At 73.3% G+C, this 15,433-nt stretch carries 8 protein-coding genes; 6 read left to right on the top strand and 2 right to left on the bottom strand.

From position 1 onward, the window contains the following. Nucleotides 1-79 precede the first annotated feature (79 nt). Nucleotides 80-1,666 carry a GMC family oxidoreductase gene (locus tag RF647_RS02615; RefSeq protein WP_368810379.1) on the top strand — a complete coding sequence of 529 codons (1,587 nt, stop codon included), beginning with the start codon at nt 80-82 and terminating at the stop codon, nt 1,664-1,666. A 93-nt stretch (nt 1,667-1,759) separates the two neighbouring features. On the opposite strand, the gene RF647_RS02610 is transcribed toward RF647_RS02615, so the two are convergent. Continuing rightward, nucleotides 1,760-4,885 carry a hypothetical protein gene (locus RF647_RS02610; protein WP_368810378.1) on the bottom strand — a complete coding sequence of 1,042 codons (3,126 nt, stop codon included), beginning with the start codon at nt 4,883-4,885 and terminating at the stop codon, nt 1,760-1,762. 127 nt (nt 4,886-5,012) lie between these two features. Here RF647_RS02610 and RF647_RS02605 point away from each other — a divergent pair, with 127 nt between their 5' ends. The 5 genes from RF647_RS02605 (at nt 5,013) to purU (ending at nt 14,310) form a co-directional block, all read left to right on the top strand. After that, a complete protein-coding gene (locus RF647_RS02605; protein WP_368810377.1) occupies nt 5,013-8,375 on the top strand; it encodes an SNF2-related protein in 3,363 nt (1,120 codons plus the stop codon). A gap of 208 nt (nt 8,376-8,583) precedes the next feature. Beyond that, on the top strand, nt 8,584-9,996 hold the full coding sequence (locus RF647_RS02600; RefSeq protein ID WP_368810376.1) for a hypothetical protein: 1,413 nt from the start codon (nt 8,584-8,586) through the stop codon (nt 9,994-9,996). A gap of 187 nt (nt 9,997-10,183) precedes the next feature. Next, a complete protein-coding gene (locus tag RF647_RS02595; protein ID WP_368810375.1) occupies nt 10,184-11,422 on the top strand; it encodes a benzoate/H(+) symporter BenE family transporter in 1,239 nt (412 codons plus the stop codon). Between the two features lie 252 nt (nt 11,423-11,674). Further along, complete coding sequence (locus RF647_RS02590; RefSeq protein ID WP_368810374.1) at nt 11,675-12,820, top strand: VIT1/CCC1 family protein; 1,146 nt, start codon at nt 11,675-11,677, stop codon at nt 12,818-12,820. 623 nt (nt 12,821-13,443) lie between these two features. Beyond that, complete coding sequence (gene purU, locus RF647_RS02585) at nt 13,444-14,310, top strand: formyltetrahydrofolate deformylase (RefSeq protein ID WP_368810373.1); 867 nt, start codon at nt 13,444-13,446, stop codon at nt 14,308-14,310. A gap of 34 nt (nt 14,311-14,344) precedes the next feature. Here purU and RF647_RS02580 read toward each other — a convergent pair whose 3' ends face one another. Continuing rightward, nucleotides 14,345-15,409, bottom strand: coding sequence for a Gfo/Idh/MocA family oxidoreductase (locus RF647_RS02580; protein WP_368810372.1), 1,065 nt, complete (start codon nt 15,407-15,409; stop codon nt 14,345-14,347). Between the last annotated feature and the right edge of the window lie 24 nt (nt 15,410-15,433).

Here is a 15,433-nt window from a genome sequence, read left to right as displayed (position 1 = left end):
CCCCGCACGTCCCGAGACCTGCCACGCCCCGAGAACCGCCAGGCCCCGAAAACTTCCCGAGACCTTCCCGAGGAGAGACATGACCACGCCCAGCACCACCCCAGCGCCCGAGACCCCGCAGGAGTTCGACTACCTGGTGGTCGGCGGCGGCTCCGCCGGCGCCGTCGTCGCCGCCCGCCTGTCCGAGGACCCGTCCGTGAGCGTCGGGCTGATCGAGGCCGGACCGCACGACCGGGACATCGACGAGGTGCTGACCCTCAGCCGGTGGATGGAGCTGCTGGAGTCCGGCTACGACTGGGACTACCCCGTCGAGGAGCAGGAGAACGGCAACTCGCACATGCGCATGGCCCGCGCCAAGGTGCTGGGCGGCTGCTCGTCGCACAACTCGTGCATCGCGTTCTGGGCCCCGGCCGAGGACCTGGACGAGTGGGAGGAGGTCCACGGCGCCGAGGGCTGGAACGCCGAGACCGCCTTCCGGCTCTACCAGAAGCTCGAGACCAACGACGACGAGGGCGCCCACCACGGCCACGACGGGCCCGTGCACCTGATGCAGATCCCGGACGACGACCCCTGCGGCGTCGCCCTGCTCGAGGCCTGCGAGCAGGCGGGGATCCCGCGCACCACCTTCAACACCGGCAAGACCGTGGTCAACGGCGCGAACTTCTTCCAGGTCAACCGCCGCGCCGACGGCACCCGGGCCTCCTCGTCCGTGTCCTACCTGCACCCGGCCGCCGACCGGGACAACCTCACGGTCCTGCACTCGACCCAGGCCAAGCGCGTGGTCGTCGAGGACGGCCGGGCGACCGGCGTCGAGGTGGTCGACAACGCCTTCGGCACGGCCCGGACCGTGCGCGCCCGCCGCGAGGTGGTCGTCTCCGCCGGCGCCATCGACACCCCCAAGCTGCTGATGCTCTCCGGGATCGGGCCCGCCGAGCACCTGCGCGAGGTCGGCGTGGACGTGCTCGTGGACGCCCCCGGCGTCGGCGAGCACCTGCAGGACCACCCCGAGGGCGTGCTCCAGTGGGAGGCCCGCCGGCCCATGGTCACCGAGTCCACCCAGTGGTGGGAGGCCGGGATCTTCACCCAGGTGGACCCGGACACCGACCGGCCGGACCTGATGATGCACTACGGCTCGGTCAACTTCGACCTGCACACCTACCGGCAGGGCTACCCCACCTCGGACAACGCCTTCTGCCTCACCCCGAACGTCACCCACGCGCGCTCCCGGGGCACGGTGCGGCTGCGCTCGCGGGACTTCCGAGACAAGCCCCGGGTCGACCCCCGCTACTTCACTGACCCCGAGGGCTACGACCTGCGCATCATGACCGCCGGGATCCGCAGGGCCCGGGAGATCGTCGCCCAGTCGGCGCTGGCCGAGTGGGCCGGTGCGGAGCTGTTCCCGGGCCCGGACGTGCAGACCGACGAGGAGATCGCCGACTACGTCCGGCGCACCCACAACACGGTGTACCACCCGGCCGGGTCCTGCCGGATGGGACCGGCCGACGACGCGATGTCCCCGCTGGACCCGCAGCTGCGGGTCAAGGGGGTGAAGGGTCTGCGCGTGGCCGACGCCTCGGTGATGCCGGAGCTGACCACGGTCAACCCCAACATCACCGTCTACATGATCGGGGAGCGCGCGGCGGAGCTGATCGCCGCGGACGCCTGAGCGCCTCCTGCGCAGCACCCCCGGCGCCGGGCCGGGCGCGGACGGGCCCCGGGTCGCACACCGACCCGGGGCCCGTCCGTCCCGGCCGCCCGCTCAGCTCATGAGCTTGTCCACCAGGGCCTGGGCGAACTCGGGCGTGACGTCCCCGTAGTTGAGCGAGAAGTCCTCGTCCACCTTGGCGGGCAGCAGCCCGGAGCACAGGACGGCGGCGCGGGCGTAGAGCCCGGCCAGCTCGGCGCCGATGGGCACGGAGAGCAGCTCCAGCTCGGGGTCGTAGGAGACGATCGGCACCCCCGCCTGCCGGGCCGCGAAGTGCTTGCCGATGCCCGAGGCCACGAACCGGGCGTGGCCGGACTCGACGTCGGCCGGGGTGCGGAACGCGTACCGGGTCCGGTGGTGGTGGTTGATCCGGTACAGCCCCGGGCGGTTCCGGTCCTCGGTGAGCTCCCACGTGGCGTCCTCGGGGACGAAGCGCTCGGCCACCCCGTTGTACTGCATCTCCGCGCGCCGCAGCTGCTCCTCGACCTCGGACAGCGGGGGCAGGGTCTCCAGCATCGCGGGCCCGGCGTCGAAGACGACGTCGCACAGCCCCACCGGCAGCGCCTCCTGCAGCGTCCCGAGGTCCACGTCCTGCAGCAGGGTGGTCCCGTGGTCCTCCGGGGAGAGCACCACCACGGACGCCTCCTGGGCCGCGGCCGCCTCCGCGACCACGGCCTCCTTCTCCGGGGTCCAGCCGCCCGTGAGCAGCACGGAGCCGTCCACGAGCTGGGTGAGCGAGGGCCCGCAGACCTGCCAGCGCCGCACGGTCCAGTGCTCGTCGCGGACCACCTCGAGGAAGCCGAGGGCCTGCAGGTGGCCCACGAACCACTCCTCGAACCGCTCGGAGTCCTCGAGCTGGCGGGCCACGATGGACAGGCTCGAGCGCTTCCCGCCGCCCAGGAACGTGAGGGCGTCCCGGAACGGCGCCCAGGACGTCGGGTACTCCCCCTCGTCCGGGCCGATGAAGCGCAGCGCCTCCACGGAACCGGTGGAGGTGAGCGCGGAGGGCTTCGTGAGCCGGCCCGGATAGCGCTTCTGCAGCCCGCACTGGGCGCACTGCCCGAAGATCCACGGCGCCTTCGCCTTGGGCTCCATGGCCGGCAACACGATGCGGTGCCGGCCGGTGGCCAGGCAGGAGCGCCCCTCCGGCTCGGGCAGCGCGTTGGTGCGCTCGAGCAGCAGCTGCCCCTCGGAGGAGTGCCAGCCCGGGGCGCCGGGGACCTCGTGGTCCCCGGCCGCCACCCGTGCGGGCAGGTTGTCGAACGCGCCCTGCACGTACCGCTCGGGCAGCTCCGCCACGATGCCCGCGGTGACGGGCCACAGGGGCTCCTCCTCGACGTGCACCATCTCGCCCTCGTAGCCGAGGGAGCGCTGGGTCAGGTGGAAGGACGAGTCCCGGAGCTTGAACTCGCGGCGCTGCCGCACCGTGCGCCCCGCCTTGAGGACGAGGGTGTAGTCGTTGGGCTTGAGGGTCCGGTCCGCCCGCGCCATCGGCGTGCCGTGCAGCGAAATCTGGAACGGGGGCACGCGCCCCTCCACCAGCTTGGCCTTCTCCAGCTTGAAGGAGTGCGGGTTGCGCCACTCGCACTCCACGGTGAGGGGCGCGTCCGTGTCCGAGGTGATGGTCACCTGCGGCGGGCGCAGCGCGGACCAGCGCACCACGTCGCCGGGGATCCGCAGCCCGCCGGAGAGGGTCACGGCGGGCACGAGACGGGGCACCAGGCCGGAGAAGTTGTCGTTCGCGGTCAGCTCCGGGTTGCCCGCGCGCAGCACCTGCACGTCGTCGAACATCACCCACCCCTCGGCGAGGCCGTGGCTGCCGGCCTCCACGAAGCGGTAGTCCGGGGAGGCGGAGTCGTCGAGGATCCGCTTGATCTGGGCGATCCACTCCGGCTCGTCCCGGACCATGATCCGGCACGGCCAGGCCGCGGGGATGTGGTCCACGGAGATGAAGGTGTCCGAGAACCCGTCCTTCGCGAAGATGACGACGGGGCGCGGGTGGCGCTCGAAGCGCACGTCCCCGGCGCTGAGCTGCAGGGTCCCGCCCAGCAGCGTCCCCGGGTCCATCCGCGCGGTGTAGGCGGAGACCCCCAGGAAGGCGTCCCCGATGAAGGACAGGAACACGGTGCGGGGCCCCGCCGTGGTCTCGAGCTCCACCTCCCGGCCGGAGAGGAAGCGCTTGGGCACCACGAAGCCGAGCTCGAACACGGGGTTGCCCACGTAGTCGGTGCTGTCCGTGAGGGACAGCGAGCAGGACTTCACGGCGCTGCGGCCAGGCCCCCGGCCGTTCGCGCGGACCTCGGCGCGGGCCTGCTCGCGGGACTGCTCCCAGACCGCGAGCTCCGCCAGCGCGATCTCGAGACCGGGCTCGCGGGTGAGGGGGTTCGCCCAGACCTGCTTCATGGCCTTGGACGCCTTCGTCTCGGCCATGTCGAGCCAGAAGTCGAGGTAGACCCCGAGCTCGGCGGCGGAGAGCCCCTGCGCGGTGGTCATCCCCAGGTCCTCGAACATGCGGTGCAGCTGGCGCCGCTCGGCCTCGCCGAACATCGTCTGGGACAGCGCGAGCCCGACCGGCCGCTGGTTCACGGCGTACGCCGTGGGCAGCCCGATCTCGCCGTTGCGCAGCTCGAGCCAGTAGCGCAGCGCGTCCCAGTACGCCTCGGTGTCCTTCTTGAAGGAGGACTCGAGGGCCTTCGCGTTCTCCGGCCCGGCCTGCAGGAGCACGGTCAGGGGCAGGAAGAACGTGGAGACTGACTTGTTGCCCGTGCGCGCGGCCAGGGTCGACATGTGCCGCCCGGCGAGCGCGAACAGGGCGAGCAGGGCGACGACGGGCGGCGGCGGGATCTCCGCGATGGAGTCCAGGCTGCGGCGGGTGGCGCGGTACCACTGGCCGTTGAGCCGGTTGAACACGTCGAACACCGAGCGCCGCCCGTCCTCGGTCACCAGCAGGGGCGTCACCGAGTCGGCGAGCGCCCGCAGGGTCGAGGGCCCGTCGAGGCCGCGCTCCTCGCCGATCGCGGCGAGCGTCTTGTCGTCGAGGTCGAGGTAGATCAGCTCTCCCGCCCGCTCCGGGCCGAAGAACGCCGCGCAGACCGCGTCGTTCCAGCGGAGGTAGGCGAGCTCCTCGGCACTGTCGGCAATGGCATGGTCTCCGAGGCGGAGCCCAGCAGTGTCGGGCACGAGTCCTCCGTCCGCGGCCGCACGTGGGGCCGCTGTCGTCGTTCGAGGGGTCGCCTCGATTATAGAGAGCCCGCGGGGCCGCTCCGCACGCGCGGCGCCCGGCGCCCCGGCCCGATACGGTGGGACGATGCACTCCCCTCCCGGTCCCCTCGTGGACTCCCGGCGGCTCGTCGCCGCCTCCGGGCCCGCCGTCTTCCGCCGCGGCCAGGAGTACTTCCGCACCGGACGCGTGCGCGCCGTGCGCTGGTCCCCGGGCGCCGAGGGGTCCGGCAGCCTCTCCGCCGAGGTCGAGGGCTCCGGGGCGGTGTACTCCGTCTCCGTGCGGGTCGGGGTCGGCGGCGCCCCGGGACCGGCCTGGTGCAGCTGCCCGGCCGGCGGGTTCTGCAAGCACGCCGTGGCCACCGTGCTGCGCCACAACTTCGAGACCGCGGTCCGGGCCCACCAGCAGGGCGGGACCGCGGCGCCGTCGTCCCCGGCCGGCGCCTCGGCCCCCGGGGGTACCGCCCCCCGGGTGGGCACCGCGTCCGTGCGACGGGGCGGGGCACCCGACTGGAAGGACGCCCTGACCGAGATCCTGGGCGGGCCGGACCCAGCGGAACCGCCCGCGGAGGAGCTCGAGGGAGTGGCCTTGGAGTTCGACCTGCGCCGGGAGCCGTACCGCTACGTGCACGGCACGGGCCGAGCGGGCTCGCCGTGGCACCTCTACGTCCGCCCGGTGCGCCGGGGCCGGCGGGGCGGGTGGATCAAGGGCGGGCTGGACTGGGAGAGCGTCACCGCCGACGCCGGCCGGTGGTCGCTGAGCCCCGCGCAGGTCGACTGGTTCGACGAGCTCCGGGCGCTGAGCGCCACCCGCTCCCCCTACGCGGTGCACGACCGGCACTGGATCCGGCTCGACTCCTACGCCTCCCCCCTCCTGTGGGGCATCCTCGGCCGGGCGGAGACCGCCGGGGTCACCCTGGTCGGCCGGGAGCACGGGCTGTCCGTGACGGTCGAGGAGCCGGGACGCTTCCACGTGGACGTGCTGCGCGGGCCCGGGAAGGACCTCGAGCTGCGGCCCACGGTGGACAGCGGCGGCCGCCGGATCGCCCTGGGCACCGCCCGGATCATCGGGGACCCCGGGCACGGGCTGTTCGCCCCGGACGGGGACCCGCAGGACGTCGCCGACACCGAGGACCTCAACGTCTTCCCGCTGCGCCTCGTGCCCCTGGCCACCCGGCTCACCCGCGAGCAGCGGCGGTTCCTGGACACGGCGGGCGGTCTGCGGATCCCCGAGGACGAGGTCGAGGAGTTCTTCGACCGCTACTTCCCGCGCCTGCACCGCAGCATGGACGTGGACACCGGGGACGGGTCCATCGAGCTGCCGCAGGTCGCGGACCCCGAGCTGGTGCTCACCCTGGAGCACCAGGAGCTCACGATCCGCGCCCGCTGGGAGTGGGAGTACCAGAAGGGCCGCGACCGGATCCTGCTGCCCTTCCGCCCCGAGGACCCGCTCGCCGACGAGCCCGTGCACCGCGAGTCGTCTTGGGAGACGGCGGTCACCGCCGCCGTCCGGCACCGGGCGCCGGGGGTGGACTTCCGCCGCTCGAGCTACGTGGCGCAGGACGCGCTGGTGCTCGTGCGGGAGTGGCTGCCAGCCCTCGAGAAGGTCCCGGACCTGCGGATCGAGCACACCGGCGGGCGCATGGCCTACCAGCAGATCGCCGACCCGCCCACCATCACCGTCAGCACCGCCGCCACCGAGCGCCGCGACTGGTTCGACCTCGGGGTCACGGTCAAGGTGGGCGAGTTCTACATCTCCTTCGCCGACGTCTTCCGCGCCCTCGACCTCGGCCAGGACGTGATGCTGGCCCCGGACGGGTCCTGGTTCTCCCTGGACCGCCCCGAGTTCGACCGGCTGCGCGAGCTGATCGCCGAGGCCCGCTCGCTGCAGGAGACCCCCGAGGGACCGCTGCGCATCCACCGCCACCAGGCCGGGCTGTGGCAGGACTTCGAGGACGTCGCGACGGACACCGACCAGGCCGAGGCCTGGCGGGAGGGAGTGCGCTCCCTGCTCGAGCTCGAGACCCTCGAGGCGCCCCCCGTGCCCGCGACCCTGCACGCCGAGCTGCGGCCGTACCAGCGCGACGGCTACTCGTGGCTGAGCGTGCTGTGGGACCACGGCCTGGGCGGGATCCTCGCCGACGACATGGGTCTGGGCAAGACCGTGCAGGCCATCGCCCTGATCTGCCGGGCCGTCGAGCGCGACCCGGACCTCCCCCCGTTCCTGGTGGTCGCCCCGACCTCCGTGGTGCCCAACTGGACGGCGGAGATCCGCCGCTTCGCCCCGTCCCTGCCGGTCGTGGGCGTGACCGACACCCAGGCCAAGGCCGGCACCGATCTCGTGGACGCCGCCGCCGGCGCCCGCGTGGTGGTGACCTCCTACACCCTGCTGCGCCTGGACGAGGCCGCCTACCGGGGGATGCCCTGGGCGGGGGTGCTCCTCGACGAGGCGCAGTTCGTGAAGAACCCGCGGACCAAGGCGCACCGGGCCGCGAAGGACCTGGACGCCCCGTTCAAGCTGGCGATCACGGGCACCCCCCTCGAGAACAGCCTCGTGGAGCTGTGGGCGCTGCTGTCCCTGACGGCGCCCGGCCTGTTCCCGTCCCGGCGGAAGTTCACGGAGACCTACCAGCGCCCCATCGAGCGCGGGGAGGACGCCGCCGCCCTCGCCCGGCTGCGCCGCCGCGTCAAGCCCCTCATGCTCCGCCGCACCAAGGAGTCCGTGGACCTGGAGCTGCCCCCCAAGCTCGAGCAGACCATCGAGGTGGAGCTCTCCCCCGCGCACCGCCGCATCTACGACACGCGCCTGCAGCGCGAGCGGCAGAAGGTCCTGGGCCTGCTGCGCGACCTCGACCGCAACCGGTTCACGATCTTCCAGTCCCTGACCACCCTGCGCCTGCTCAGTCTCGACGCGTCCCTCGTGGACCCCACGGCGGACGTCTCCTCGAGCAAGCTCGACCTGCTCTTCGAGCACCTGCCCGAGATCGTGGCGGAGGGCCACCGGCCCCTGGTGTTCAGCCAGTTCACGAGCTTCCTCAAGAAGGCGGCGGCCCGCCTGGACGAGCTGCGGATCCCCTACGCCTACCTCGACGGCTCCACGACGGACCGGGCCCGGGTGCTCGAGCGGTTCACGTCCGGGCAGGTCCCCGTGTTCCTGGTGAGCCTCAAGGCCGGCGGCTTCGGGCTCAACCTTACCCAGGCGGACTACTGCTTCCTCCTGGACCCGTGGTGGAACCCCGCCACCGAGGAGCAGGCCGTGGACCGGACCCACCGGATCGGTCAGCAGAAGAAGGTCATGGTCTACCGGCTCGTGGCCCGGGACACGATCGAGGAGAAGGTCATGGAGCTCAAGGAGCGCAAGGCCAGGCTGTTCACCGCCGTGCTGGACGACGACAGGATGTTCTCCAGCGCCCTCACCGCCGAGGACATCCGGGGCCTGCTCACGCCGTGACCTGCGGGTTCGTCCACCGGCCGTTGCTGGACGCGTCATCAGGGGGTCACATTCCCCCGCACGCACGGCGACCGGGGAGCAGGCACTAGCATCGGAAGTGCGTGGTGTCGTGCGGCGGCGTGGTGTCGTACGGCAACGCGGCCTCCTCGGCCCGGGCGCCTTCCCCGAGCCGATCCGACCATCTGACCTTCCGACCGGAGGATCCTCCATGCCTCATGCCGTGGCGGGTCTCGCAGCCTTCGTGCAGCGCTATGGCTCCCTGATCCACGCGATGGCCGACCGCGGGATGACCCGCGGCCAGGTGCGGATGCGCTTCCAGCTGCTGTTCCCGGAGGAGTCGACCGCCCTGCTGGACGCGGCGATCGCCCACCTGGGCGAGCGCTTCCCGCAGGAGGCCTCGGCCCCGGACCTCAACGACGGTGCGGTCGGCGCCGGCGTGTGGCTGGTCATGGCCCAGCACCTCGGCCTGGCCCCGGCCCCCGACTACGCGGCGCTGAACCTGAGCACGGCCCTGGTCCGCGACGTCACGGGGCTGCTCGCGGCGTCCGACGCCGACGGCTCGCTCACCCGGCGGACCCTCGGGCTGATCGGGGCCGCCCAGCAGCACTGCGCCGAGAAGGCCTCCTGCCGCCCGCTCAGCGCGCACAGCTACGAGATCGCACGGCTGGGCCTGTGCACGGAGTCCGACTTCCTGTGCGTGCTCGCCCACCACTGGCCCGCGCCCGAGCGCACCGTCTCCCAGCGCCTGGGCGGCGGACGGTGGGACGTGGCGCTCGAGCGGATCGGGCTGCAGGCCGGCGCGGAGCCCGCCCTCGAGCACGTCTTCACGGAGGAGGAGTACGCGACCGCCGTGACGGCGTTCCTCTCCCACTGCCGCAGCACCGGCCACCACCCGACCACCGCCCGCTACGGCCGGTGGGTCGTCGAGCAGGAGGCGGGCAGCACCCGCCGCCCCTACTTCGACGGCGTCCGCCGGTTCTTCGGCTCCTGGGAGGAGGCCATGCGCTTCGCCTCCGCCCGCCAGCCGGCCGGGGAGCCCATGGGGGACGGCTTCGCCGACACGAGGACCTGGTCCGACCTGGCCACCCCGGAGGCCCAGGAGATGCTGGGCCGCGCCGGCATCGGCGTGGTCCTGACGGACGCGGCGGCCCCGGTGGCCGACGAGGACGTGTGGGAGGACCTGCGCCTACTCATCGCCACGGTGCTCGCCCGGCTGCCCTGGAACGACTTCCTCGTCGTGGAGTACGAGCGCGACGACGACCGGTCGGAGGCCCCCGTCGCGTGGGCCGGGGTCGGCCCGCACGGCGTGGAGTGCGCCGTGCTCTCGGGCGGCCAGCTCGCGCACGCGGCCTGGCCCGTGGACGCCACCTTCTTCCACGAGGACGAGTGGAACGAGCCCACGGGCCGGGACCAGCCGTGGACCACCGCCCCGCTGGGCTTCCCGGAGGCGGCGCAGAAGCTCGTCGAGGGCCTGCGCTTCGGCTGGGGCTGCGCCGACCCGTACCGCTTCCACTGGGGCGTGGGCTCCTTCCCCGCGGAGACCCGCGACGAGGCCTCGGTCATCGCCCCCGAGCGCCGGCAGTGGCGCACCCCGGCGGCGCCGGACACCGTCGATTCCTGACCCCGCCCGCCGACTCATATGCCGGAGGCGGAGAATCATGCAGGATCGATATTTATCACCGGGAGAGCGGCGTCCTAGGCTGGCACGGTCCGCCGTCCCGACCCCGGCTCGCGCCGTCCGGTCCTGACGCCGCCGTCCGGTCCTGCGGTCGGACGCCGTCATCCGACCCCGCCCCGAGGAGCACCCCATGAGCCGCCACGTGCCGAGCACCACCCGGCAGGCCGGTCGGCCGGCCCGCGGCCTCCGGCGGGACTGGTCGGCGTCGGCGACCCTCGCGGGCTTCGTGGCCGTCGTCGTCTCCTACTCGGGGCCCGTGCTCGTGGTCCTCGAGGCGGCCCGGGCGGGCGGGCTCGACCCGGAGCTCACCTCCTCCTGGCTGTGGGCCGTCTCGGTCGGCTCCGGCGTCACGTGCGCCCTCATGAGCCTGTGGACGCGCCAGCCCGTCATGGTGGCGTGGTCCATCCCGGGGGCGGCGCTGCTCATCACCTCGCTCGGCGGCTACTCCTTCTCCGACGCCGTGGGCGCCTACGTGGTCACGGGCGTTCTGGGCCTGGTCCTGGGCGTGACGGGGCTGATCGGCCGGATCCTGGCCGCCGTGCCGAAGCCCATCACCGCCGCCGTCCTGGCCGGCGTGCTCTTCCCCTTCGCCATCAAGGTGGCGGCGGCCGTCGTCGAGAACCCGTGGGTGGCGGGCGCCCTCGTCCTCGGCTACCTCCTGGGCCGGCGGTTCTTCCCCCGCTACGCCGTCTTCGCCGCGCTGGGCCTGGGCGTCCTGACGGCTCTCGTCCGCGGCCGGATCGAGCCCGTGACCCTGGACCTGTCCCTCACCCAGCCGGTGCTGACCGTGCCCACGTTCTCGTGGGAGGCGATCGCCGGGATCAGCATCCCGCTGCTGATCGTGACCGCGGCCGGGCAGAACGCCCCGGGCCTGGCCATGATGCACACGGCTGGCTACGCCGCCCGGGACCGGCTGCTGCTCGGCGTCTCGGGCGTCGCGTCGGTCGCCTTCGCGCCCTTCGGCAGCCACGCCCTGAACCTCGCGGCCGTCACCGCGGGCATCGCGACCAGCCCCGAGTCCCACCCGGACCTCGGCCGCCGCTACGTGGCCGGCATCTCGTGCGGGGTCTTCTACGTCCTCTTCGGCCTGTTCGCGGACACCGTCGTCGCCGCGTTCGCGGCGATCCCCCCGGGGATGATCACTGCCCTCGCGGGGGTGGCCCTGCTGGGCGCCCTGCAGGGGTCCTTCTTCGACAGCATGCACCCCGGCCGGCACCAGCCGGCCGTCATCGAGGCGGCGCTCATCACCCTGGTGGTCACGGTCTCCGGCATCGCCCCCTACGGCATCGTCTCCCCGTTCTGGGGCATGCTCGCGGGCATCGGGTCGTACGCGATCCTGCGCCGCCCCGCGGCGGCCGCCACCCGCTGAGCACTCCCGCACGGCTTCGGCGCACCGAATCCCGGGGCCGGCGCCCCGGGTCTACACTCATCGGGAAGCGAAGGGGAGTAGTTCCCGGGTGCCCTGCACCCGTCGGTCTGTCGCCATCCCGGTCTCGACGAGGAGTCCCGGCAGCCCACCCGTGCCCGCGGGCGAACGAGACCTTCCGGACGACACCGCACCCCGGTCGGACCCCGCGCGCCCCGTGCCGCCCCGGGCCGCGCCGGGCCCGAGGAAGGCCGCATGACACCCGCACCCGACGCCCACGCCCCCACGCCCCGGGGAGACCCCGCCCGACCGGCCCGGCCCGAGCGCGGACAGATCCGCCGCTGGCGCAAGTACCTCGCGGAGGAGCGCGCCGAGGCGCGGATCTACAGCCTCCTCGCCGCCCGCAGCACCGGCCGGGAGCAGGAGATCCTGCGCCAGGTCGCCGAGGCCGAGCAGCGCCACGCCGAGCACTGGGTCCGGCTGCTCGGCCCCCACGCGGAGGCCGAGGCCCGGCCGTCCCTGTACTCCCGGCTGCTGATCTTCCTCGCCACGCACTTCGGCTCCGTCTTCGTCCTGGCCCTGATCCAGCGCGCCGAGAGCCGCTCCCCCTACGACCGGGAGGAGGACGCGTCCGACGCCATGGCGGCCGACGAGGCGGTGCATGAGGAGATCATCCGCGCCCTCGCCACCGAGGGCCGGCACAAGCTCTCCGGCAACTTCCGGGCGGCGGTCTTCGGCGCCAACGACGGCCTCGTGTCCAACCTCGCGCTGGTCATGGGCGTGGGCGCCACCGGCACCTCCCCCGGGATGGTGCTCTTCGCGGGCGTCGCCGGCCTGCTCGCGGGGGCGCTGTCCATGGGGGCCGGGGAGTTCGTGTCCGTGCGCTCGCAGCGCGAGCTGCTCGACGCCTCCCAGCCGACCCAGGTGACGCTCCACGTGGCGCCGAACCTGGACCTGGACGCCAACGAGCTCGTGCTGATCTACCGGGCGAGGGGCATGAGCGAGGAGGCCGCCGAGCACCGCGCGGCGGAGCGACTGGGCTTCTTCGAGTGCGACTGCGACCCCTCCCGGTCGTTCCGCGACACCGTCGAGGACGAGCCGGCGCCGCACTCCACCGTGGCGCTCGGCACCGATCTGGGGGCCGCGGCGTCGAGCTTCTGCTTCTTCGCCTCCGGCGCGATCATTCCGATCCTGCCGTACCTCGCGGGCCTCACCGGCATCCCCGCGATGCTCGTGGCCCTCGTCCTCGTGGGGCTCGCCCTGCTGGTGACGGGCGGCCTGGTCGGGCTGCTCTCCGGGGCCTCCCCCTGGAAGCGCGGGCTGCGCCAGCTGGCCATCGGCTACGGCGCCGCCTTGGCCACCTATCTCCTCGGCCTGCTGTTCAACACGAGCGTCGCCTGACCGGCCCGGTCGTCACGAAGGCAAATCGAACCTGTCCTCATTTGAGGGGACATCCCGGGCGGCCGGCGGACCCCCGGGTCGGGGACCGTCCGTGAAACCGCTGGTCGGAGCGGGTTTCCCCCCGATTCCGCCGCCCCCGCGCCCCGCCGACCGGCCCACGTTCCGGGGGCGGCCGGCGGCTCAGGGCCCGTCCCGCGAATTCCCCGGGGAAACCGGGTGCGGACGCGGCACCGCGTCGGATAAGGTGGCGATCGTGGTGAGAACCACAGCAATGGGGGAAATTGCACGGATCGGACCGATTCGGACGCACTGGGGGGTGCACCGTCTGCGGCATCCGTGTTCTGAAAGCCGCTCAGCCCACGGCTCTCCTCTGTTGAGGCGTTCAACGCCTGCCGATGGCCGCGGGTCCTCCATGGGAGGCGCATCTCTCCCCGCGCCGGGCGGACTCCTACCGCCCGTTCCCGCGGCCATCGGTCTACACCGCACCTCCTCCGCCTCGGTCGTCCCACTCCGCACGCCGTCTTGGCGCCCTGCCCGCTGGGGCTAGGATCGTAGGGCCGCGCCCGCCGTCGTCGAGACCGGACCGCGCGGCGCACCCGTCACCAGCGCCGAGGAGCCCGCCCATGCCCGCCCAGGGGACCGTCGAACACGTCCTGACCGTCCACTGCCCCGAGGCCCACGGGCTCGTGAGCGCCATCACGTCCAACCTGACGCAGCAGGGCTGCGACATCTTCGACGTGAAGCACTTCTCGGACCGCTTCACCGACGAGTTCTTCATCCGCTGCCACACCGTCAGCGAGGCCGGCACCGCCACCGTGGAGTCCCTGACCGAGGGCTTCGCCCCGGTCGCGGAGCAGCACGACATGCGGTTCCGGCTGGTCCCCGTACAGCGCCGGACCCGGGTGCTCGTCATGGTGTCCCGCTTCTCCCACTGCCTCACGGACCTGCTGCACCGCACCAGGATCGGCGAGCTGCCCATCGAGATCGTGGCCGTGGTCTCCAACCACCTCGATCACAAGAGCCTCGTGGAGTGGCACGAGGTCCCCTTCCACCACGTCCCCGTCACGGCAGCGACCAAGCCGCAGGCCGAGGGTCGGCTGCTCGAGCTCGTGGACCGCTACGACGTCGAGCTGGTCGTGCTGGCCCGCTACATGCAGGTGCTCTCCGACGAGCTGACGCGGGAGCTGTCGGGGAAGTGCATCAACATCCACCACTCGTTCCTGCCCTCGTTCAAGGGCGCCAAGCCCTACCACCAGGCCTACGCCCGGGGCGTGAAGATGGTGGGGGCCACCGCTCACTACGTGACGGCGGACCTCGACGAGGGCCCCATCATCGCCCAGCGCGTCATGCCCGTGGACCACGCCCACACCCCGGCGGACCTCGTGGCGGTGGGCCGCGACGCCGAGATGCAGGCGCTGTCCCGCGCCGTGAAGTGGCACGCCGAGGGCCGCGTGGTGCTCTCCGGCAACCGCACCATCGTCCTGGTCTGACCCGGCCCCCGCGCCCCGGGGCGGCCGGGCGCGCTCACGCGCGGGCGGGCCGGCGGACCGGCGGCGCCGAGCCGTCGGACGCCCCGAGATGCTCCACCCGGACGGCGACGCCCGTCTCGAGCGAGCGCTGCGCGGCGTCGGCCACCCGGGAGGCGGCCACGGCGTCGCGGGCCGTGCAGGGGCTGGGGATCTCCCCGTGCACCACCCGCACGAAGGCCGCCATCTCGCGGCGGTAGGCCTCGGCGAAGCGCTCGTGGAACGTGGTGTGCGGGGGCCCGGCCGGGAACCCGACCCCGGGCTCGGCCGAGGGCATCGCCATGTGCTCGTCCATCCCCACGGCCACCGAGCCCTTCGAGCCCTGCAGCTCGAGCCGCACGTCGTGGCCCGCGCCGTTGTAGCGGGTCGCGGCCACGGTGGCCACCGTGCCGTCGTCGAGGGTGAGCACGGCCAGCGCGGTGTCGACGTCGCCCACCTCGCCGATCCGGGGGTCCCCGCGGTTGGACCCGCGGGCGTACACCTCGACGACCTCGCGGCCGGTGATCCAGCGGAGGACGTCGACGTCGTGCACGGAGCAGTCCCGGAACAGCCCGCCCGAGGTCGCGAGGAACTCGACCGGCGGCGGGGTCATGTCACCGGTCACGGCGCGCACGGTGTGCAGCCAGCCCAGCTCGCCCGCGGCGTACAGCTCCCGGGCCCGGACGTAGCCTGGGTCGAAGCGGCGCTGGTGACCGATCTGGACCACGCCCTGCACGCGCTCGATCTCGTCGAGCAGGGGCAGCGCCTCCGCCACGGACAGCGCCACCGGCTTCTCGCAGAAGACCGGCAGCCCCGCGGCCAGGCCTGTCCGGATCAGCTCCGGGTGCGTGGCCGTGCCGGTCGCCACGACGAGGCCGTCCACCCCGTCCTCGAGCAGCGACTCGACCGTGGGCAGCGGCACTGCCCCCGTCCGGCCGGCCACGGCGGCCGCCTGCTCGGGCACGGCGTCCACGATGCTCAGCCGCACCGCCGGCTCACCCCCGGGATCGCGCAGTGCGGCGAGGTGGGCGGCGTGCATGGCGCCGATGCGGCCGGCGCCGATCAGTCCGATCCGGACGGTCATGGCGGGAAGTCCTTTCGACAGGGG

The organism is Kocuria sp. CPCC 205263 (assembly GCF_040981075.1).
Classification (GTDB): Bacteria; Actinomycetota; Actinomycetes; order Actinomycetales; family Micrococcaceae; genus Kocuria; species Kocuria rosea.
This window is presented reverse-complemented; position numbering and strand designations above follow the sequence as displayed.